The 21,139-nt window shown below is 39.0% G+C and carries 19 protein-coding genes; 3 read left to right on the forward strand and 16 right to left on the reverse strand.

Annotation, left to right across the window (positions count from 1 at the left end; genetic code table 11):
- Nucleotides 1-99: 99 nt before the first annotated feature.
- The 7 genes from pyk to ACKVEV_RS11035 form a co-directional block, all read right to left on the reverse strand.
- The gene (gene pyk / locus ACKVEV_RS11005) at nucleotides 100-1,860 is read right to left on the reverse strand and encodes a pyruvate kinase (protein ID WP_409370404.1); all 1,761 of its coding nucleotides are present in this window, start codon (nucleotides 1,858-1,860) and stop codon (nucleotides 100-102) included.
- Between the two features lie 27 nt (nucleotides 1,861-1,887).
- Nucleotides 1,888-2,847 carry a 6-phosphofructokinase gene (gene pfkA / locus ACKVEV_RS11010; RefSeq protein WP_409370405.1) on the reverse strand — a complete coding sequence of 320 codons (960 nt, stop codon included), beginning with the start codon at nucleotides 2,845-2,847 and terminating at the stop codon, nucleotides 1,888-1,890.
- Nucleotides 2,848-3,075: 228 nt separating this feature from the next.
- The gene (locus tag ACKVEV_RS11015) at nucleotides 3,076-4,032 is read right to left on the reverse strand and encodes an acetyl-CoA carboxylase carboxyltransferase subunit alpha (RefSeq protein ID WP_409370406.1); all 957 of its coding nucleotides are present in this window, start codon (nucleotides 4,030-4,032) and stop codon (nucleotides 3,076-3,078) included.
- On the reverse strand, nucleotides 4,025-4,882 hold the full coding sequence (accD, locus tag ACKVEV_RS11020; RefSeq protein WP_409370407.1) for an acetyl-CoA carboxylase, carboxyltransferase subunit beta: 858 nt from the start codon (nucleotides 4,880-4,882) through the stop codon (nucleotides 4,025-4,027). Before accD ends, ACKVEV_RS11015 begins: the two co-directional genes overlap by 8 nt.
- A gap of 21 nt (nucleotides 4,883-4,903) precedes the next feature.
- Complete coding sequence (locus ACKVEV_RS11025; protein ID WP_409370408.1) at nucleotides 4,904-5,545, reverse strand: FadR/GntR family transcriptional regulator; 642 nt, start codon at nucleotides 5,543-5,545, stop codon at nucleotides 4,904-4,906.
- Nucleotides 5,546-5,677: 132 nt separating this feature from the next.
- On the reverse strand, nucleotides 5,678-8,761 hold the full coding sequence (gene dnaE / locus ACKVEV_RS11030; protein WP_409370409.1) for a DNA polymerase III subunit alpha: 3,084 nt from the start codon (nucleotides 8,759-8,761) through the stop codon (nucleotides 5,678-5,680).
- Between the two features lie 19 nt (nucleotides 8,762-8,780).
- A complete protein-coding gene (locus ACKVEV_RS11035) occupies nucleotides 8,781-9,725 on the reverse strand; it encodes a DHH family phosphoesterase (RefSeq protein WP_409370410.1) in 945 nt (314 codons plus the stop codon).
- 90 nt (nucleotides 9,726-9,815) lie between these two features.
- On the opposite strand from ACKVEV_RS11035, the gene ACKVEV_RS11040 reads away from it, so the two are divergent.
- Nucleotides 9,816-10,121, forward strand: a complete 306-nt coding sequence (locus tag ACKVEV_RS11040; RefSeq protein ID WP_402920548.1) for a YtpI family protein — start codon at nucleotides 9,816-9,818, stop codon at nucleotides 10,119-10,121.
- A gap of 80 nt (nucleotides 10,122-10,201) precedes the next feature.
- Here ACKVEV_RS11040 and ACKVEV_RS11045 read toward each other — a convergent pair whose 3' ends face one another.
- Together ACKVEV_RS11045 and ACKVEV_RS11050 are read right to left on the reverse strand one after the other, a co-directional pair.
- Nucleotides 10,202-11,509 carry a DRTGG domain-containing protein gene (locus tag ACKVEV_RS11045; protein ID WP_409370411.1) on the reverse strand — a complete coding sequence of 436 codons (1,308 nt, stop codon included), beginning with the start codon at nucleotides 11,507-11,509 and terminating at the stop codon, nucleotides 10,202-10,204.
- Nucleotides 11,510-11,661: 152 nt separating this feature from the next.
- Nucleotides 11,662-12,345, reverse strand: a complete 684-nt coding sequence (locus ACKVEV_RS11050; protein ID WP_409370412.1) for a metal-dependent hydrolase — start codon at nucleotides 12,343-12,345, stop codon at nucleotides 11,662-11,664.
- Between the two features lie 240 nt (nucleotides 12,346-12,585).
- Here ACKVEV_RS11050 and ACKVEV_RS11055 point away from each other — a divergent pair, with 240 nt between their 5' ends.
- Nucleotides 12,586-13,674 carry a M24 family metallopeptidase gene (locus ACKVEV_RS11055; RefSeq protein ID WP_409370539.1) on the forward strand — a complete coding sequence of 363 codons (1,089 nt, stop codon included), beginning with the start codon at nucleotides 12,586-12,588 and terminating at the stop codon, nucleotides 13,672-13,674.
- Nucleotides 13,675-13,925: 251 nt separating this feature from the next.
- Here the strand turns inward: ACKVEV_RS11055 and ACKVEV_RS11060 are convergent, their stop codons facing one another.
- The 3 genes from ACKVEV_RS11060 to ald all read right to left on the reverse strand — a co-directional run bounded on the left by ACKVEV_RS11060 (nucleotide 13,926) and on the right by ald (nucleotide 16,630).
- Nucleotides 13,926-14,870 carry an IS3 family transposase gene (locus ACKVEV_RS11060; RefSeq protein WP_409370540.1) on the reverse strand — a complete coding sequence of 315 codons (945 nt, stop codon included), beginning with the start codon at nucleotides 14,868-14,870 and terminating at the stop codon, nucleotides 13,926-13,928.
- The gene (locus ACKVEV_RS11065) at nucleotides 14,777-15,274 is read right to left on the reverse strand and encodes a helix-turn-helix domain-containing protein (RefSeq protein ID WP_409366941.1); all 498 of its coding nucleotides are present in this window, start codon (nucleotides 15,272-15,274) and stop codon (nucleotides 14,777-14,779) included. The genes ACKVEV_RS11060 and ACKVEV_RS11065 overlap by 94 nt, the downstream gene beginning before the upstream one ends.
- A 240-nt stretch (nucleotides 15,275-15,514) precedes the next feature.
- Nucleotides 15,515-16,630: an alanine dehydrogenase gene (gene ald, locus ACKVEV_RS11070; protein ID WP_409370413.1), complete on the reverse strand. Its 1,116-nt coding sequence runs from the start codon at nucleotides 16,628-16,630 to the stop codon at nucleotides 15,515-15,517.
- Between the two features lie 302 nt (nucleotides 16,631-16,932).
- On the opposite strand from ald, the gene ACKVEV_RS11075 reads away from it, so the two are divergent.
- On the forward strand, nucleotides 16,933-17,382 hold the full coding sequence (locus ACKVEV_RS11075) for a universal stress protein (RefSeq protein WP_024363791.1): 450 nt from the start codon (nucleotides 16,933-16,935) through the stop codon (nucleotides 17,380-17,382).
- A 44-nt stretch (nucleotides 17,383-17,426) separates the two neighbouring features.
- Here the strand turns inward: ACKVEV_RS11075 and ACKVEV_RS11080 are convergent, their stop codons facing one another.
- From ACKVEV_RS11080 to sppA, 4 genes are all read right to left on the reverse strand, one after another.
- Nucleotides 17,427-18,356, reverse strand: a complete 930-nt coding sequence (locus ACKVEV_RS11080) for a class I SAM-dependent methyltransferase (RefSeq protein ID WP_409370414.1) — start codon at nucleotides 18,354-18,356, stop codon at nucleotides 17,427-17,429.
- A gap of 88 nt (nucleotides 18,357-18,444) precedes the next feature.
- Nucleotides 18,445-18,948, reverse strand: a complete 504-nt coding sequence (tpx, locus tag ACKVEV_RS11085) for a thiol peroxidase (RefSeq protein ID WP_409370415.1) — start codon at nucleotides 18,946-18,948, stop codon at nucleotides 18,445-18,447.
- A gap of 372 nt (nucleotides 18,949-19,320) precedes the next feature.
- Nucleotides 19,321-19,938 (reverse strand): RDD family protein, encoded by a 618-nt coding sequence (locus tag ACKVEV_RS11090; protein ID WP_409370416.1) that lies wholly within the window; start codon nucleotides 19,936-19,938, stop codon nucleotides 19,321-19,323.
- Between the two features lie 12 nt (nucleotides 19,939-19,950).
- On the reverse strand, nucleotides 19,951-20,964 hold the full coding sequence (gene sppA, locus ACKVEV_RS11095) for a signal peptide peptidase SppA (protein WP_409370417.1): 1,014 nt from the start codon (nucleotides 20,962-20,964) through the stop codon (nucleotides 19,951-19,953).
- Nucleotides 20,965-21,139: the final 175 nt, after the last annotated feature.

The raw sequence follows: 21,139 nt of genomic DNA on the forward strand, positions 1-21,139 counted from the left end.
TAAGTTTCAACTAAAAATCAATAGGCCTTTAAATTATGTATTCTTTTATTTAAAAAGCTCTAGTACGGTTACCCCATACTAGAGCCTTTTCACTACCTATTAAAGAACACTTGCATGTCCTTTGTAAATAACGCCGGTTTCCGCATCCATTGTTATTTCCTGACCGTGACGAATTAATGTTGTTGCTTCTTTTACGCCGACGATTACAGGGATACCAAGACTTAGCCCTACAACTGCGGCATGACTTGTCAGACCGCCTTCTTCTGTAATAAGTCCGATACAATTTTCAATTGCTGGCATCATATCGCGATCAGAACCGACCGTTACTAAAATACAGCCTTCCGTATCATACGCTAAGGCTTCAGCAGCATTTTTTGCTACAACTGTATGACCGATAACAGACGCTTTGCCAATCCCTTGTCCGCGAGCAAGTAAGTCACCAATGATGTGTACTTTCATTAAGTTCGTAGTACCTGCTTCACCTACAGGAACACCTGCCGTAATAACAACAGCATCACCGTGCGTGACAAAACCGTGTTTTAAGCTTTCATCTACTGCAAGCTCTAAAATTTCGTCAGTTGTTGTAACACGTTGACATACTACAGGATAGACACCCCATACAAGTGTAAGTGCACTTGCAGTATTTGCTGCGCCTGTTACAGCGACAATCGGTACACCAGGACGATATTTTGCAATCATACGTGCTGTGTTACCACTCTCTGTTGGAGCTAGGACGGCTTTTACACCTAAGTTAATCGAAGTATAGGCAACTGCCTGCGAAATAGCCTCTGTCATGTTCGCTTCTTTTTCACGACTACGTGTAGAAACGATTGCTTTATAGTCTAATGAATTTTCTGTACGTTGTGCAATTTTATTCATTGTTTGTACAGATTCTACTGGATAAATCCCTGCTGCTGTTTCACCAGATAGCATGATTGCATCCGTTCCATCAATAATGGCATTTGCAACGTCACTTGCTTCAGCTCGTGTTGGACGAGGATTACGTTGCATTGAGTCTAACATTTGCGTTGCTGTAATAACTGGTTTGCCAACTTGGTTACATTTTAAAATTAATTTCTTTTGAACTAAAGGTACTTCTTCAGCAGGAATTTCTACGCCTAAGTCACCACGTGCAACCATTAATCCGTCAGAAACTAAAATGATTTCGTCGATATTATCGACACCTTCTTGGTTCTCGATTTTTGGGATAATTTGAATATGGCTACCACCATTTTGCTCAAGTAACTCACGAATTTCTAATACATCTTTAGCTCGACGAACGAATGAAGCGGCAATGAAATCCACACCTTGTTTAATACCGAATAGAATATCTTGTGCATCTTTTTCCGTAATTCCAGGTAGTTGCACTGAAACACCAGGGACATTAACTCCCTTTTTATTTTTTAAGACACCGGCATTTTCCACGATTGTATGGATAAGTCCTTTTTCTGTATCTGTTGCTAATACACGTAATTGAATTAAACCATCGTCCAATAAAATAATTGAATTTTGCTCTACGTCTTCAATGAGTCGATCATACGTTACAGAGAAACTTGCCTCTGTTCCTTCTACTTCAGTCATTGAGATATCAATTACTTGACCAGCTGATAAATGCAGCTCGCCATTTTTCATATTATGTGTGCGAATTTCAGGTCCTTTTGTGTCGAGCAAAATCCCAACTGGTTTCCCACACTTTTCTGCAACTTCACGAATTAAATTAATGCGCACTTCATGTTCTTCATGTGAACCGTGTGAAAAATTTAAGCGGGCTACATTCATACCTGCCTCAATTAGTTTTTCTAAAATTTCCGGTGACTCACTTGCTGGACCAATTGTACATACGATTTTTGTTTTTCTCATTTTCTGCCCACTCCGTTTTACGCCAATTTATATTGATAGTTCTTTCATTAAAGTATATAAGCTTACATCTGACTCATGATGTCGTTCGAAAGCTTCTGGCATATCATAATCGATCACTGTATGGTTGCGTATGCCTACAGCTCGACCAGATTTACCTTGCATTAACAACTCTACTGCATGTGCACCAAATTGACTTGCGAGAACACGATCACGTGCTGTTGGAGAACCACCGCGTTGAATATGACCAAGAACCGAAACACGCGTTTCTTTGCCTGTTTTTTCTTTTAGCAGTTTTGCCAACTCGCTACCTGACATTACACCCTCAGCTACAATAATGATACTATGCTTTTTCCCTCGTGCCTCACCACGCTCTAAACGTGATACGATGTCATCTAAATCATAATCTTCTTCGGGAATTAAAACTGTTTCAGCACCTGCTGCAAGCCCTGCCCACAATGCAATATCACCTGCATCGCGTCCCATTACTTCAACAATAAAAGAATTTTCATGGGAAGTCGCTGTATCACGAATTTTATCGATGGATTCAACGACTGTATTCAGGGCAGTATCAAAGCCAATTGTGTATTCTGTTCCAGGAACGTCGTTATCAATTGTGCCAGGCACCCCAACAACCGGGAAACCTTTCTTCACAAGATCCATTGCTCCACGGTAAGAACCATCACCCCCGATAACAACTAACCCTTCGATACCTGCTTCTTGCATTTTTGCAATACCTTGCTGTTGGACAGCATCTTCTTTAAATTCAGGGCACCGTGCTGAAAATAAATTGGTACCGCCTCTTTGAATGATGCCACCTACAGAGCCCAAATCAAGTAGCTCAAAAGATCCTTTAATTAAACCTTCATAGCCATGCTTAATTCCAACAACATCTATTCCATGATAAGCTGCCTTACGAACGACCGCTCGAATTGCTGCGTTCATGCCAGGGGCATCTCCACCACTTGTTAATACGGCAATTTTTTTCATTGTCGAACAACCTCCTGCAGTGTTATCTAATATTATTCACATTAACACGAAAAAACAAACTATGTAAGGGTTCTGGAGCTAGAAATACATAACTTTTACATAAAAAATGAAAAGAATGCGCTTTCACACACTCTTTCCATTCTGAAGTATCCAAATTTAAACATTTTTTATAAATTCTTCGCTATATTTTAACGAACTAGACCTTCAGAGCTTGCCATGCGATTTTGTCTATTCTTCTATATATTGTCCGATTTTTTTAAATTTTTCATATCGGTCTTCGATTAATTGTTCACCATTTAAAGAATTTAATACATTTAGTGTGTCACTAATGCATTCTTTAATATAAATTGCCTGCTTTGCCACATTGCGGTGTGCGCCACCAGTTATTTCAGGAATAATACCATCAATAACACCAAGCTCTTTTAAATCTGGTGCAGTAATGCGCATCGCTTCCGCTGCCTGTTTAGCCAGGCTACCATCACGCCATAATATTGAAGCAGCACCTTCTGGAGAAATAACTGAATAAGTAGAGTTCTCTAACATAAATACACGGTTTGCAACGCCTAAAGCTAATGCACCACCACTGCCGCCTTCTCCGATAACAATACTAATAACTGGTACTGATAGGCCAGCCATTTCTACTAGATTACGAGCAATGGCCTCACTCTGCCCACGCTCTTCTGCCGCTTTCCCAGGGTAAGCACCTTTTGTATCAATAAAACAAATAATGGGACGATTAAATTTTTCTGCTTGTTTCATTAAACGTAACGCCTTACGATAGCCTTCTGGATGTGGCATACCAAAGTTGCGACGAATATTTTCTTTCGTAGATTTCCCACGTTGGTGTCCGATCACTGTAACCGGTTGTCCTTCAAATAGTGCAATCCCACCAAGAATCGCCGCATCATCTCCAAACGTACGATCTCCATGTAATTCAATAAAGTTTTCGCACATCGCCTCAATATATTGCAACGTTGTTGGTCGTTCTGGATGTCGTGCTACTTGCACACGATCCCACGGCTTCATATTTTCATAGATTGATTGTTCAAGTTGCGTTAAACGTGTTTCGAGCTTTTCAATCTCGCCTGTCATATCTACGTCTGCTTCAGCAGCAATCGTTTTTAATTCATCAATTTTCTCACGTAATTGTACTACTGGTTCTTCGAAAGCTAAATTTTTAGACATGTTGTACGCCACCCTTCGTATGCATTTTGACAAGCACAGCTACTTGTTTACGTAAATCTTTACGATGGAAAATGGCATCAAGTTGACCATGCTCTAATAAAAATTCTGCAGTTTGGAAATCACTAGGTAGCTTTTCTCTTACCGTTTCTTCTATAACACGTCTACCCGCAAAGCCGATTAGCGCTTGAGGTTCCGCTATATTAATATCCCCCACTGAGGCAAAACTTGCAGAAACACCACCAGTAGTTGGATGCGTTAAAATTGAAATAAATAATAAGCCTTCATTGCTATGACGTTTTAATGCAACACTTGTCTTTGCCATTTGCATTAACGACAGTACACCTTCTTGCATTCGCGCTCCACCACTTGCGGTGAAAATGATAAATGGCACACGTAATTCAGTTGCTTTTTCCACTGCTCGCGTAATCTTTTCACCAACAACCGAACCCATTGAACCCATTCGGAAATGAGAATCCATAATGGCAACAACAATATCTTCACCTTCAAGTGTCCCTAAACCCGTCAAAACAGCTTCATTTAAGCCTGTTTTTTGTTGATCGGCATTAATTTTCTCTACATAGGCAGGGAAATTCAGTGGGTTACTTGATTGTAAGTGATCGTCCATTGAAACGAACGATCCTTCATCTAAGAAGTCTGCTACACGCTCCTGTGCAGTCATTTTAAAATGATGGCCACATTTCGTGCATACTTTATGGTGCTTTTCTAATTCTTTTGTTAACTGAATATGACGGCATTCTGGACATTTTGTCATGAGTCCTTCTGGAAATGCCTTTTCTTGTCCATCCTGTTTCTTTTTTCGATTTGCGTTAAATATGTCGCGTATTGCCATGATTGACTCCCCCTTTGTTGTTTAAAAAGTTTGACTAGTAGCCATCCACTGCTCGTAAGCTCGTAATGCTTCTCTTTCATAGCCAAGCTGCATGGATTTCAACATCGTTTGAAGAATTAGTTTTTCATCTTCCGTTGAGTTTCGATTTAAACGGTCACCGTCATAAGCCGTTAGTTGAAACCAAATTTTCAGCGAAAGTCGATTGCCAGATGTAATGATTATTTCTCGCAAGACATCACGACAATTTACTGTTCCTTCAATTTCCAGCCTCACAAAAAAACTATCCCACACTGGTAGTGTACGAAGAATCTCTGTACAACTTATTACGCGAATTGCTTCCTTTTCATGAATTTGTCGCGTTAATTCGACATCTTTTTTTGATTTTTCATCTTCTAATATAAACATCGACAGTACTTCGACAAGCTGATGCTTATGTGTTGAGGCAAGAAATGTCCCGCCACCGTGACGCGTTTCAATAAGTCCAAGTAACTCTAAACTGCGCAGTGCTTCCCTTACAGAGGAACGCCCAACACCTAACCTTTCTGATAAAACACGTTCAGAAGGAAGCTTCTCTCCAGCTTGAATTTTTTCCATACGAATAAGTTGACGCAATTGCTGAACGATTTCTAAAAATACTTTTTTTTGTTCGGTTTGTTTATCCATATGATTAACTCCCGTTATTTAAAAGTGGTCTGACCACTTTTTTGGCATTGACTACATCTTACAAAATAACTGTTAAAAAGTAAAGAAAAAACTGCATAAAAGTCTATGCAGTTTCCAAATTCTTGTTTAATATTATATTTTTTTAGTCGATTGTGCATGTTTTGCTTTCACTTGTGGTTTACCAAAACGTTTTTCAAGTGTGCCTTCAATATATAGCAATTCATCTTCAATCAAAAGATCTTGTACGAGTTGAAAAACTTGCGGGAATAAGGTAACAGACACTGTGCCATATTCATCTTGCAATTGGACAAAAGCCATTTGCTCACCTTTTTTAGTCCTAATTTTTTTCACTTCTTCAATCAAGCCTAACATTTTTACGTATGTTCCTTCACGTGTATGCTTCAGCTCAGCACACGTTGTCGTGACATCCCCCCACGTTGTTCTTTCGTCGGCAACAGGATGTGCTGAAATATAAAAGCCTAGCGTTTCTTTCTCATGTTGCAATTTTTCCTTCTGTGGCATCGCTTCGGCATCCATATACTTCGGTTTTCCAAAGCTAAAGGCAGTTGCCGTTTCGATATCCACATCTTCTGTCGGGCGAACAAGCTCCGCCTGTTTGAAAGCCGCCTCTAAAGTAGCAATAAGCACAGCACGATCCTTCCCTAAATAATCGAGCACCCCTGCATATATAAGAGGCTCCATTATTTTCGGTTTAAAATGTTGGGCACTTAACGCTACAGCTAAATCAAATATATTATGAAAAGCATCGGGATTTGTTTTACGCAACGCTACCACTTTTTCTAAAAACGTATGTGGTACGCCTTTAATACCAGCTAAACTATAGCGAATACCATCCTTTTCAACAGTAAAGAATTTTGTACTTTGTAATAACGATGGCGGATAAAAGGCAATGCCCTTTTCACTGGCCTCCGCAACAAGCTGCTGAATTTTTTCTACATTGCCTGTTGCATTCGTTAATAAAGCTGCATAAAAGCTTTGCGGAAAATGCGCTTTTAAATACGCCATATGATAGGAGATGACACTATAGGCCACTGCATGACTTTTTGGAAAGCCATAGTCCGCAAAGCGCACAATAAGTGCATAAACGTCCTCTGCGACGATGCGATCAAAACCTTGTTTCAATGCCCCATTCACAAAAGCAATTCGTTGTTCTTCCAATATGTCACGATTTTTTTTACTAACTGCACGGCGTAATAGATCTGCCTGTCCTATCGTAAATCCAGCCATCGTAGCGGCAATCTGCATAATTTGCTCCTGATAAACAATGACGCCAAATGTTTCACGTAAAATCGGCTCCAGCAACGGATGTGGCATCGTTACATGTTCTTTGCCAGCCTTTCTTCTTGCATATACAGGAATAAAGTCCATCGGTCCTGGACGATACAATGCATTGATTGCTACTATATCTGAAAAATGCGTTGGATAAATATCACGCAATGCTTGTTTCATGCCATCTGATTCTAATTGGAAAATACCTACAGTATCCCCTTTTTGCAATAACTGAAATGTACGCTCATCGTGCATCGGAATACGATCAAATTCTATCCATGGCCCACCTGCTTTATAAATAGACCAACGTACTTGCTCTAAAATGGTTAAATTGCGCAAGCCTAAAAAGTCCATTTTGACCAGACCTGATGCTTCCACATCTCCCATCGGCCATTGTGTACAATAGATCCCGTCGTGCCCATCTTCAATTGGCACCGTATTAACTAATGGCGTGGGTGCCAGTACAATACCAGCAGCATGGGTAGAAGAATTTCTCGGTAAGCCTTCTAATTTTAAAGCGACGTCATACCAACGTCGATGTGCTTCAGCTTCAGCCAGCCAACTTTGAAAGTTTTGTGATTCTGCCATCGCTCTTTGTAGTGTCATGCCCGGTTTATTTGGAATCATTTTTGAGATTTTTTCCATCACTTCAGTATCAAAGCCAAAAACACGCGCTACATCTCTTGCCACTGCTTTTGCTGACAATGTACCAAATGTAATAATTTGCGCTACATTCGCCTTGCCATATTTTTGTGCGACGTATTGAATCACTTGATGTCGTTTACTGTCTACAAAATCTATATCAATATCCGGCAATGTGACACGTTCAGGATTTAAAAATCGTTCAAACAGTAAACCATAGGCGAGTGGATCTACTTGTGTAATGTAAAGACTATAGGCAACAAGAGAGCTGGCTGAGGAACCACGACCCGGCCCAGTTAAAATACGCTGTTCTTTAGCAAAGCGCATAAAATCTGCAACAATCAAAAAATAATCGGCATAGCCCATGGAACTGATGATTTCTAGTTCATAGTGTAGTCGCTCTTGATAAACCTGCGGAAGCTCAGACAGCTTTAAGCGCGCCGCTAAACCTGAAAACGCTTCTTTTACAAGCATACTTTCAGCTGTTTCACCCTCTTGTACGGGGAATTTTGGCATTTGAACAGGCATTTCGGGAATTTTGGCAACACAGCTAGCGAGCATGTTCGCGCTTGCCTCAAGCCATTCAGGACGATCTGCAAACCACCCTTTCCACTGTTGCTCTGTCGGCACATAAAAATGTTCTAAATGAGCTGTTAACATTGTTGCTTGAAGCTTGTCCCCTGTATCAATTGCTCTAGCAACCTCAAAAGCAAAATGATCTTCCGGTCTTAAAAAATAACAATGCTGTGTTGCTACAATTGGAATATTTCTAGTTTCACAGTGCTGTGCAACCATGGCTTCATAGTCAGCAAGCATGCCCCCTGGTCTTGCAATCCCTACATAAAGTCGATTTCCAAACAATTGTTGAAGCGCATTAGTCATGTCTGTCCATTGCGCAATTTCCGCTATATCCATTGTCGAAAGTAACGCTATACAGCCCGCTGCGTAGCCTTCTAACCATCTCCAAGGTAAAACTTCATCTTCTCTAATCGAAACAGCACTACTAATTTTTAATAAATGCTGATAACCTTCCTGTGTTTGCGCATACAGCACAAGCGGTATTGTTGTCGTATCCCATTGCACCTTTATGGAAAGCCCTATAACAGCATGCATATTTGCCTGCTGCATTGCTTTACAAAAAGGCAAAAGCCCGTACAATTTTGAATTAACAATTGCACAGGCCTGCGTATTTTGTTCTTGTAAAAAAGGGATCAATTGTTCAAGCCGAATCGTGCTTTTTAATAAATCCGCGCTCGTATGCATTTGTGTATATACATGTGTCAAAAGAATCCCCGCCTTTCAATTATTGATATGCTTTACAAATTTCTTGCAAACGCGTAATCACACGTTGTGCCTCTTGCCAAGAATAGGCTGTAGCACCGGAAGCAAGTGGATGTCCACCACCATTAAATTCCTTCGCTAACGTATTAATAACAGGTCCTTTCGAGCGAAGACGGACACGAATTTGATCTTCTTCCTCTATAAAGATGACCCATGCACAAATTCCTTTTACGCTCCCTAGACAGCCCACTAACAGTGATGCTTCTGATGGCACTACATTAAATTCCGCAAGTAATTCTTTTGTCAGCTTAACATATGCCGCGCCATGTTCGTCCATTATAAAGTTCTGATAAATATAGCCTTGTAATGTTAATAGCTTTGGCTCCATTTCATACATGCCATCGAAAATTTCATTTCGATTAAAGTTATATGTAATGAGTTCAGCTGCTACTTTAAATGTTTTGACAGTTGTGCTTGGGAATTGGAAACGACCCGTATCGCCTACTATGCCGGCAAATAACAATCTTGCTGATGCATCCGATAGTTGCCAGTCAGCGATTTCTTTCCCTTGTTCAAAAAGCTCATAAATCATTTCACTGCATGAACTAGCTGTTGTATCTACCCATAATAAGTCTCCGTATTGGTCGTCATTAGGGTGATGGTCAATTTTCACAAGCATTTTGCCTTTTGTATAGCGCTGATCGTCAATTCGCTCCGTATTTGCTGTGTCCGTTACAATAACTAATGCATTTTCATACACTTCATCGGCAATTTGATCCGGCTGGGCTAAAAACGACAAAGATGTATCGTGCTCCCCCACAGCGTAAACCTTTTTCTCTGGATAATTAGCTAAAATTAATTCTTTTAACCCTAGTTGTGAACCATAGGCATCCGGATCTGGACGCACATGGCGATGAATAACGATTGTCTCATATGAAGCAATTGTGTCGATGATTTGTCTTTTCAAATTGATTTCCTCCAACATGATAGTAATAACCGTTAGCATTTTTCCTCAAAAATCGTTACAATAATGTCTAGTTATGCTAGGAGGTTTACTATGCTCAATTTAATTTTTGTCTTTGCAATTATCATATCATTTGTCTTTTATTTTTATTTTAAAACAAAACAGTTCCGTTCTCCATTACCTATTGCTAAAAATTGGTACAAAAGTAAGGCGAATATAGGATTTGGTTCTTTTATTCTGGCATTTTCGTTGAACCAAGCTTACTTATTCCCTGGAACGTTTACATTTATTATTGTAGCAATTCTTGTCGCATTAGGCATCTTTGTTATTATTGAAAATGTAAAAAAAGCTCGCCACTATGGTCAATTTGTTGATGAAGAATATCGTATTAACCGCTAGTAGGACATGGTATTACATATTATAGCTAATTGAAAGGGATGACCTAGTATACGCTCTAGGCCATCCCTTTTTTCGTGTGCTTAACGCTCTAATAGTTGGAACATCATCATTGCCTTGCCGACCAATGTTTGCTCATTAAATACTTCAAAATCCATTTTCACAAACTTACGACTCATATCTAATATGCGCGGCTTGACGGTCAGTGTACTTTCCATTTGAACGGGTTTAATGAAATAAATGGTCATGTTTTCTGCCACTGCATCGCCACGTTTACGACGCTTTAGTGCAAATGATCCAACTTCAGCTAACAATGTGGTAAAAGCTCCATAGGAAATAGCTCCATATTGGTTTGTCATTTGCGGTGTAACTTTAAACTCCACCATTAAATCTTCATCGCCTAGCACTTTCATCTCATTTTTCACTAAATCATCAATGGTTTCGCCGTGCTGCGGCTGTCTTTGCGCAAGCTGCAATGCTTTTAGTACATCTTGTCGACTAATGACCCCTTGCAACACATTATCGTCATTTACAACTGGCAGTAAGTCGATTCCTTCCCAAATCATACGGTGCCCAGCTGATGCAACACTCATTTTCATAGAACCAGCAATTGGATTTTTCGTCATGACCTTTTCGATAAGCTCATCTTCTTCTCTACCAATTACGTCCTTTACGGTAATCATGCCGACCAGTTTATTGTTTGCCGTAACGACTGGAAAGGCGCCATGTGTTGTACGCTCATTCAACTTCTGGAAATGATGAATCGTCTCATCATTGTGAAGGACTGATGTCTCAGTCATCGGTACAAAAATATCCTCAATAAATAAAATATCTTTTTTGATTAACTGGTCATAAATGGCACGGTTAATCATCGTAGCTACGGTAAACGTATCGTAACTAGTTGATATAATCGGTAAATCTAATGAATCGGCCAGCTGTTTGTTATCTTCCGTCGTGTCAAATCCGCCTGTAATTAATACAGCAGCGCCAGCACGTAGCGCATTTTCATGTGCTTTAAAACGGTTTCCGACAATTAATAAGCTTCCCGCATCTGTATAACGCATCATATCTTCTAATTGCATTGCACCGATTACAAATTTTGTTAACGTTTTATGAAGGCCGGTTTTTCCACCTAGCACTTGGCCATCAATAATATTAACAATTTCTGCAAATGTTAAGCGTTCAATATTTTCTTTCTTTTTCTTCTCAATACGAATTGTTCCGACACGCTCAATCGAACTAACGAGGCGGCGATTTTCCGCTTCTTTAATAGCGCGGTAAGCCGTGCCCTCACTCACTTGCATTTCTTTTGCAATTTGTCGTACTGAAATTTTATCGCCCACGGGTAGTGATTCGATGTATTGTAAAATCTTCTCATGTTTTGTTGACAAAATATCACCTATTTCTCAAGCAATGAATTCTGTATTTAGTGTACCATATTTTTTACGAAAATATTGAGTATAAAGGTGTAAAATGTTTCACATTCCCTATTATTTCAACTACGCACGTGGTGTCAATCCTTATAGTACAGCACCTTAAATGATTAGGAACAGTTTACTTTTTCACCGGCTTTTAAAATTTGCACTGCGGCATCTTGCACTAAATTTGCAAAAATTTGTGGATCCTGCTCGATTGGCGGGAACGTATTATAGTGGATTGGTACAACAATTTTCGGCTGTAAAAAGGATACTGCACATGCCGCATCTTCTGGACCCATTGTAAAATTATCGCCAATTGGTAAAAATGCGATATCAATAGGATGACGTTCACCAATTAATTTCATATCACTGAATAATGCAGTATCGCCTGCATGATAAATGGTTAAACCTTCGATAAATAATAAAACCCCTGCAGGCATTCCCATATAAATAATTTCATTATTTTCCGTTACATAGGAAGAGCCATGAAAAGCCTGTGTAAATTTCACCTTACCAAAGTCAAATTGTCTCCCTCCACCAATGTGCATTGGATGCGCTTTCACACCTTGCCATGAAATCCAGTTGGCTAACTCATTTGGCGCAATAACAAGTGCATCTTTTTTCTTGGCAAGTTCTACTGTATCTCCTACATGGTCATTATGCCCATGTGTAAGGATAATAATATCTGGTGCTTCCTCAGCGACATTCAAATCGGTTTGACTATTTCCATTAATAAAAGGGTCAATTAAAATTGTTTTGCCATTTGTTTGAATTTTAACGACAGAATGGCCATGATAACTAATTTCCATAAAGCGTTCCTCCTGACAACCATAATATTCGCTCCCTCTTTTAATTCGCTATCCATGCGCTTTTTCCCTTTTTTTGATATGCTTATACAGGATATAAAAGTGTTTAATGCGCAACTTTATTCGCCATAAGATGCCGAGAAAAAAGCCACGCCAGTTTAGACGATTATTGCATTAGAAAAAGGCGATTCGCAATAGGCTAACATCAGCAATACTCGGTGTAACATGAGGAGGAAATGGATGATGTCAAAAGTACAAGAAATCCAAAACTATTTACAAAAAAATCAAATTGATGCTGCTTTCGTAACGACACCCGATAATGTTTTTTACGTTTCAGGCTTTAAAAGTAATCCACATGAGCGTTTACTTGGTGTAATGATTTTTAAAGAAGCAGAGCCTTTTTTAATTTGCCCGCAAATGGAGATTCCAGATGCGAAAGCTGCCGGCTGGTCATATGAAGTGATCGGTCACCAAGATACAGACAATTCTATGGATGTTCTTGCACAAGCCATTATAGCTCGTAATGTCGATCCACAAACGTTTGCAATTGAAAAAGCGCAGCTGATTGTTGAGCGATTAGAGGCATTACAACAATCATTTCCACAGGCAAATTTCGTGCGCCTAGATGAGAAAATTAATGCTATGCGTGTTATTAAAGATGAAGATGAATTGAACAAGCTGCGCACAGCCGCGCAACTTGCAGATTATGCAATTGAAGTAGGCTGTAAAGAAATTGCTGAAGGCAAAACAGAAATGGAAATTTTAACAGCAATTGAAAGTGCGATTCAAGAAAAAGGCTGTAAAATGTCTTTTGAAACAATGGTATTAAGCGGACCGAAATCGGCCTCTCCACATGGTAAACCAGGCGCTCGTAAAATTGAAAAGGGCGATATGGTATTATTCGATTTAGGTGTAATTTACGATGGCTACTGCTCAGACATCACACGTACAGTGGCATTTGGTGAGCCTTCCGAGGCCCAAAAAGCAATCTACAATGCCGTATTAGCTGCTAATACAAATGCTATTGCAGCAGTGAAGCCAGGCGTACGCGCAATGGATTTAGATAAAATTGCTCGCGATACAATTACTGATGCAGGGTATGGAGAGTATTTCACACATCGACTTGGTCATGGCCTTGGGATTTCCGTACATGAATTCCCATCTGTGACAGGTGCAAATGAGATGGTAATGGAAGAAGGCATGGTGTTCACAATTGAGCCAGGCGTTTACAAATCGGATGTGACTGGTGTTCGTATTGAAGACGATGTTGTTGTTACAAAAGATGGTGTGGAAGTGTTAACAAAATTCCCTAAAGACTTAATCGTACTGTAACTGAAAAGATGTTTTACAGTTGGAAGTAAGCTGTAGAAGATAAAACAGGTTCTATAGCTTACTTTACAGTGACAAAAGAGAAAAAGTGTTAGATTGACTAAAATCAATCTAACACTTTTTCTATATCGTTGTTGTCCGCTATGGCGGTGCTTCCTTATAGTACCAAAATGGACTCCCAACGTGTTCAGTTGATTGGAGTGAAGGCGGCGACTCCTGCGGGAACAGTGATATGAACCCATAAAGTTGTACTTTTATTTCGCTGTTTTTTCAAAGTTTTTTCTGTATTCAACTGGACTTAACCCGTCCAGTTTTTCTTTTATTCGTTTTTTATTATAGTAACGAATGTAATCGTGGATGGCTTTTTCTGCTTCTTGAACGGATTGAAAAGATGTTTGGTAAATACATTCATTTTTAAGAATGCCAAAGAAGCCCTCCATGAGCGCATTATCTAAACAATTTCCTTTACGTGACATACTTTGGGTCATTCCGTATGTCTCTACCATTCGTTGAAAGCGACCAATTTGATAAAGCCAGCCTTGATCCGAGTGGATTAATAGATTATTGGCTTTTTTTAATTTCCTTGCACTTATAGCTTGAGAGAAAGATTGGTGAATGAGATCAAAGTTCGGATTTTTAGCTAGGGCATAACCAACAATTTCACGATTAAAGACATCGAGAAAGGCGGATAAATAGCGTTTCACTCCATTCACTTTAATCTCCGTTACATCTGTCAACCACACTTGGTTAGGGCGTGCTGCTTCAAATTGGCGATTTAATTGATTGGGAGCCACTCGTCCTATTTCTCCTTTGTATGAACGATAAGTCCGTTTCTTTTTACGTCCTTTTAAGCCCATTTCCTGCATCAAGCGAAACACAGTTTTATGGTTAATTCGTACGCCTTGTTTACGTAATTGGATCGTGATGCGGCGGTAGCCATAACGTCCTTTGTGTTCTTGGTAAACCGCTTGAATTTGCTTTTTCAGTTCGCTATATTTATCCACCTTTGTGGTAGCTTTTAGGTGATAATAAAAAGTTGATTTCGTTAGGTTCGCTACTTTTAATAAAATCTTTAACGTGAATGCAAGCCTTAATTCATTTACAATCAGGACTTTTTCTTTCGTGCTAATTTTTCTTTTTCTTGAATTAAGGCATGTAACTTTTTTAAATAAGCATTCTCCGCTCTTAATAGCTCCAATTCTTCTTGTAGTTTTTCTGTATCATTTTGTGTTGTCGTAGTAGATTTTTTTTTCATGTCTCGACGCTCCCGTTTTTTATGATAGAGAGCCCAGTCATTTTCGGTCATGTAAAGATGCATCCATTTCCATAAAGTTGCCCGACTGTGAAGATTAAATCTCCCCGAAACTTCGGTATACGACTCGACGGTCTCTATTAAATAGTGTATGACTTCTAGTTTAAAGGAATCGTCGTAGCTCTTACAAGGGGGAGCTAATAATCCATCTAATCCATGATATTTATAAATCGCTAGCCAGCTCGACACAACCGCTTTATTGATCTTTAATTCTCTAGCAATTGCACTGTGCGAAAGTTCGCCTTTTTGATACAGTTCAACGACTTTCTTTTTCTTTTCTCTTGTTTCCATCGATGCACCCTCCTTGTGAATAAAGAGTTCAACAATTTGGGTGCATCTCACAGCACATAATGTAAGTCGCAACAAGTCCGCGCGTTAGCGAGGGTTGCGGCTTACTGTGCTGAGCGGAAAGCGCCGCACGTAGCGGAAATAAACGACATAGCAAAAAAGAGTTAGATTGAAAATCAATCTAACTCTTTTTTATAACCGCACACAATGTATCTCCACGTAACGGTTCTTAACCTGGTATTTTTAATTTATTAATTCATCAACATTCACATATGGCAAGCCTTGATCTTCTGCAACCGCTTTATAAGTAATTTGCCCATCTAATGTATTAACACCTTTTTTCAATGCTGGATTGTCAATACATGCTTGCTTGTAACCTTTATTAGCAATTTGCAGCGCATATGGAATTGTATTATTTGTTAAAGCAATCGTTGATGTACGTGGTACAGCACCTGGCATATTCGCAACAGCATAATGTACAACCCCATGCTTCACATAAGTTGGGTCATCATGAGTTGTCACACGATCCGAAGTTGCAAAAATACCCCCTTGGTCAATCGCAATATCCACCACAACAGAGCCTGGCTGCATCGATTGAATCATTGCTTCCGATACTAGTTTCGGCGCCTTAGCTCCAGGAATTAACACAGCTCCAACTACTAAATCTGAGTCTTTCACTGATTCTGCAATATTATAAGGGTTCGACATTAGCGTTTGCACATCGCGACCAAATAAATCTTCAATTTGACGTAAACGTTCTGGGCTTAAATCAATAACTGTTACATCAGCCCCCATACCAACGGCGATTTTCGCTGCATTTGTTCCAGCGATTCCTCCACCGATAACGGTCACTTTACCGCGTTGTACGCCAGATACTCCACCTAGTAAAATACCTTTTCCGCCATGATTTTTTTCTAAATATTGCGCACCAATTTGAGTTGCCATTTTACCTGCTACTTCACTCATTGGCGTTAATAAAGGTAAAGAGCCATTTGCAAGTTGTACTGTTTCATAGGCAATACCTACTACTTTTTTATCGATTAATGCCTGTGTAAGTTCACGCTCTGGTGCTAAATGTAAGTAGGTAAATAAGATTTGTCCTTCATAAAAGTAATCGTATTCCGTTGCTACGGGTTCTTTTACTTTTAAAATCATTTCTTGAGCCCATGCTTCTTTAGCCGACGCAACAATATGCGCACCTGCTGCTACATAATCTTCATCTGTAAAGCTTGAACCGATACCAGCCCCAGCTTCAATATACACTTCGTGGCCAGCATGCGTTAATGAGACAACTCCTGCCGGTGTCATTGCTACGCGATTTTCGTTGTTTTTAATTTCTTTTGGAATACCAATTTTCATATTTCCAATCCCCTTTCAATAACCTATGAAATAAGCAATATTTCATCAATATGCAATTCTTTGCATAAGATGCACCCCTTGCATTTCCATCTTACCAAACAAAAGAAAAAAATGCTTCAATTAAAGTAAATACTATTTAAATTCACAACATTTTTAAAATACTAAATATTAATACTACTAATGGAATTCAGTAGCCCTTCTCAGTAAAACGCCTTCACTTTTTCACAAATTTTCTCCGGAAAGTATTTCCTTTAGAAAATCATTTGATATAATTAAATTATACAAATAGGGAGGTAATACAAATGGCTAATCATTATAAAAGCATTGTAGTTGCAGTAGACGGTTCTAAAGAAGCGGAGTACGCTTTCCGAAAATCAATTGACGTTGCTAAACGTAACGAAGGTGCCGTATTAAACCTAGTAAATGTTATTGATACGCGTTCTTTCGCTGCTATCGAAGCATATGACCGTTCAATTGCAGAACGTGCGCAAGCTTTCTCTGAAGAATTATTAAATGGTTACAAAAAACAAGCTGAAGAAGAAGGCTTAACTAACGTAAACCTTGTAATTGAGTATGGATCTCCTAAAAATATTATTACAAAAGAACTTTCTAAAATTGTTGATGCAGACTTAATTATTTGTGGCGCTACTGGTTTAAACGCCGTAGAACGCTTCCTAATCGGGTCAGTATCTGAAGCAATCGTTCGCTCTGCAAATTGCGACGTACTTGTTATCCGTACACCAGAAGCATAATCAAGCAATACATAAAAAGGTATCCAATATGGATACCTTTTTTATTATTTGCTCTCTTGCCACATCTTCACTTTTTCAAAGAACATCGCAAGCGCTTGTTTATTTTGCATATTTGGTACTTTCGCTAACAATACTTCTTTTGGCGCTTTAAAAGCTTCCCCTTGTTTTTGTAAAATAACAATGCTTTTTTCATGAGCTTTATTGGCAAACATTGTATCTGGCAATTGAATAATTGCTTGAATCCAAGCATGCTTTTGGATGTACTTATGCAGTTGCTTAGACTGCTCGGATTCAAAAAGATGTGTTGGCGCTAAGAAAAATAAATAACCCCCATCTTTCGTATAATTGACGGACTGCTCAATAAATAAATGATGCGCATAACTCATTCCTTCTGATGCACAAAGTTCATAATCTAGCGCCACTTCTTCATTTGGATAATAACCGACAGGTAAATCGCAAACAATGGCATCTACAGGATCAACTAATAAGTCTTGTAATGCATCTTGACGATATAAGGAAATGGGTTGCTCTGTTAAATCTGCAGTGGCAGCCGCTAAACGAATTAGTAACTCATCCACTTCCACACCAGATGCTTCAACTTTGCCATCAAGTAAATTCATAACAGTTATTAGCAAGTTACCTGTGCCCACTGCTGGATCTAATATTGTTAGTTTTTCCTTTGCCAATCGATCAGCAAAAATTTGCTCTACGAAATAACCAACTAATAGACCGAGTGTATCTGGTGTCATTTGATGGTTTGGCTGAGACCCTTGACGCATTCCTTTTAAAATCGCAATTTGAATGGACTTGCGCACATCTTCCTTCGTTGCACCTTGTTGTGAGAAATCTACATCCCCATCAAGCCAAGCCTCTAGTCCATCCAGCACCCCTTCTAGCAACGTTGTATTCTGCTCTTTTTCTATTTTTTCCGCATGCTCATTAAGCATCCCAAATAATTTTTCGATCTTTTCCATACATAACTTCCTTTCACGCAGAAAAGAGCCGTAACAAAAACTGTCACAGCCCTTTTGTCTAGTATTATCTTAGCCTAAAACAAGCAAATTATGCTAGTGCTTTCACTGCTGCAATTGCTGCTTCATAGTTTGGATGATCTGTAGCCTCAGGTACATACTCGACATAAGTTACTTTACCAGTTGCATCTACTACAAAAACTGCACGTGCTAATAGACGTAACTCTTTAATATATACGCCATACGCTTCGCCAAATGAAAGGTCACGATGATCTGAAACTGTTTGAACAGCATCAATTCCTGCAGCCCCGCACCAACGTTTTTGAGCAAATGGAAGGTCAACAGATACTGTATAAATGACTACATTATCTCCTAAATTTGCAGCTTCCTCATTAAAACGACGAGTTTGTGCATCACAAACACCTGTATCTAGTGATGGGACAACACTGAATAAACGAATTTTACCTTCTGAATCCTGTAAAGTAACAGGTGATAAGTCATTTGCTAATACTGTGAAATCTGGTGCTTGGTCTCCAACTTTTACTTCGTTACCGATTAATGTTACTGGGCCTTTTTTAAATGTAATTTGTGCCATGTAAACGCCTCCTAATCATCATATGTACATAATCTTACTAAATGTAGGGAATTAATTGCAACTAGGACAACTTATTAGCATGCAATTATTATCATTAGCCCCTTTTCACGGGAAATTCGACGCTTAGGCAAAAACAAAAAGTGTTAGATGACTGCCATCAATCTAACACTTTTGCCGTTGATTTACGCTACGGGGGTACGTTATACGCTCATTGCAGTATGCCGCTACCGTCTATTACGTACTATGTACGAGTCTTGCGTTGCTCCGCACTGAGCAAGGAGCATCCACCATCACTATGATCAACGATTGTTCTTTGCTAATTGCATTCATTTTCCATTACAGCAATTTTAGAATTACTTTGTTGCTTTTAGCTTATAATTCTTCAGGTTTTTCTTCTATCTTTTCAGGCTCTTTTGGGGTTTCCTGGATTGTTGTTGCCGGTGCCGGTTGTGCTGTTGCTTGCGCAGACTCATTTTCCACATATACTTTTTCATGGACAACTGTCGTATCGGCAAAAAAATCATGGATGCCTTGGTTATCAGGTAATATCGCAACAAAAACATAAAGTGGCATAACGATATTGCTAATTAAACGACCAACCCATTCTCGGAACAGCACATCTGACCATTTGAGTTGATCATGCTTCAGTGAAACTACACGTAATCCAAATGCCATTTTCCCTAACGTTTGCCCATAAAATCTCGTCATCAATACAAAGTAACTATAGTAGAAAATAGCCGAAATAATCGACATAGGTGCATACCAAACCGATTCCGACATGGACCAATCCATTAAATAAAATATTGGATTAATAGCGATTCCAACAACAGCTGAAATAATGATTCCATCTAAGACAAATGCCCAAAAACGCACCCAAAATCCTGCCGTTTTTAATTTATAATTTGTCGTTACTAATGGCGTAGCTGTCTTATCTAGCAATTCTTGGTTAACAGAAGGTGTCCCTTGCAAAACGAATTCATTGTTTGTCATGGTCTACCCTCCTTAGTATTCACCATATAAGTACATCATTTTTGGTGCCTTGTATTCCGTCATAATTTTCATGAGCATTTTTTCTTCAGCTGAAGGACCAAATAGAGAGCTTACTTTCATCCCAATAATTGAAGGTAAGCCACCTTGATCGTAACTGTATTCAAACAACATCGCATCTTCTAAACCGTAATCTTGTCGTAAAGCTTCAATAGCTGCTTGCTCATCGCCAATTTCATCGATTAAGCCTGCTTCAAGAGCTTTTGTACCGCCAAGAATTCGACCATCCGCCACTTTCTTTACATCGGCTTCAGACATATTGCGTCCTTTTTCAACAATATCAACAAACTCTTCATAAGATTCATTAATCATATCTTGCATCATCGCACGTTCTTCCGCTGTAATTTCACGTGTTGGACTTAGCATATCTTTATGTTGCCCAGATTTAAACGTTTCAAATTTCACGCCTACCTTTTCAGCAAGTTCTTGATAATTGATTGATTGCATAATCACACCAATTGAACCTGTGATCGTATCACGATGTGCATAAATTTTATCTGCCGGTGCTGAAATATAGTAACCACCTGAAGCAGCCATCGAATCCATCGACACATAAATCGGAATTTGACGCTCTTCTTTTATTTGTAATAGCTTTTTATAAATTTCTGCAGATTCCTTTACTCCACCACCTGGTGAATTAACGCTTAGAACAATACCTTGTACCGAATCATCATACAAAATATTATCCAATTGATTTAAGAAAAATTGGTGATCATACGAAACGGTTTGCCATAATGTGCTCGATCCAACATCTTGAATCGTGCCATCTACTTTTAAATAGGCAATTCGCTTATCATAATTGTCACCTTCAATAACCGTTTCATATACATTTAAATTTTCGCCAGCCAATATACTGTCAAAATTACTAAAGAAGTCTGCTTTAATTATTGCAAAAATCGTGTTAATCCCTAATGAAAACACTAATAACACAGCTGCAATAGCTAAAGCTATCCACCTTTTTACATTCATACAATCGCCTCCTCAACACGTTATACGTCTAAATGTCCAAAACGTTTCATTTTTAAGCAAATTTATGCAAAGTTTTCTCTTCATTATGAAATAAATACAATGGGGAATAAGGAATAACAAAAAATCAAAAGTTCATATAAAACATGAACTTTGATTTTTCGACATTATTTCCTAG

It is taken from the genome of Lysinibacillus sp. 38-6 (genome assembly GCF_046245175.1).
Taxonomy (GTDB): Bacteria; Bacillota; Bacilli; order Bacillales_A; family Planococcaceae; genus Lysinibacillus.

What these genes read in the sequence shown, in the direction of transcription:
- tpx (WP_409370415.1), bottom strand. Translation starts at nt 18,948, where the DNA reads ATGGCACAAATTACATTTAAAAAAGGCCCAGTAACATTAATCGGTAAC.
- pyk (WP_409370404.1), bottom strand. Translation starts at nt 1,860, where the DNA reads ATGAGAAAAACAAAAATCGTATGTACAATTGGTCCAGCAAGTGAGTCA.
- ACKVEV_RS11025 (WP_409370408.1), bottom strand. Translation starts at nt 5,545, where the DNA reads ATGGATAAACAAACCGAACAAAAAAAAGTATTTTTAGAAATCGTTCAG.
- sppA (WP_409370417.1), bottom strand. Translation starts at nt 20,964, where the DNA reads ATGAATGTAAAAAGGTGGATAGCTTTAGCTATTGCAGCTGTGTTATTA.
- pfkA (WP_409370405.1), bottom strand. Translation starts at nt 2,847, where the DNA reads ATGAAAAAAATTGCCGTATTAACAAGTGGTGGAGATGCCCCTGGCATG.
- ACKVEV_RS11050 (WP_409370412.1), bottom strand. Translation starts at nt 12,345, where the DNA reads ATGGAAATTAGTTATCATGGCCATTCTGTCGTTAAAATTCAAACAAAT.
- accD (WP_409370407.1), bottom strand. Translation starts at nt 4,882, where the DNA reads ATGGCAATACGCGACATATTTAACGCAAATCGAAAAAAGAAACAGGAT.
- ACKVEV_RS11065 (WP_409366941.1), bottom strand. Translation starts at nt 15,274, where the DNA reads ATGGAAACAAGAGAAAAGAAAAAGAAAGTCGTTGAACTGTATCAAAAA.
- ACKVEV_RS11090 (WP_409370416.1), bottom strand. Translation starts at nt 19,938, where the DNA reads ATGACAAACAATGAATTCGTTTTGCAAGGGACACCTTCTGTTAACCAA.
- ACKVEV_RS11055 (WP_409370539.1), top strand. Translation starts at nt 12,586, where the DNA reads ATGTCAAAAGTACAAGAAATCCAAAACTATTTACAAAAAAATCAAATT.
- ald (WP_409370413.1), bottom strand. Translation starts at nt 16,630, where the DNA reads ATGAAAATTGGTATTCCAAAAGAAATTAAAAACAACGAAAATCGCGTA.
- ACKVEV_RS11015 (WP_409370406.1), bottom strand. Translation starts at nt 4,032, where the DNA reads ATGTCTAAAAATTTAGCTTTCGAAGAACCAGTAGTACAATTACGTGAG.
- ACKVEV_RS11080 (WP_409370414.1), bottom strand. Translation starts at nt 18,356, where the DNA reads ATGGAAAAGATCGAAAAATTATTTGGGATGCTTAATGAGCATGCGGAA.
- ACKVEV_RS11040 (WP_402920548.1), top strand. Translation starts at nt 9,816, where the DNA reads ATGCTCAATTTAATTTTTGTCTTTGCAATTATCATATCATTTGTCTTT.
- ACKVEV_RS11075 (WP_024363791.1), top strand. Translation starts at nt 16,933, where the DNA reads ATGGCTAATCATTATAAAAGCATTGTAGTTGCAGTAGACGGTTCTAAA.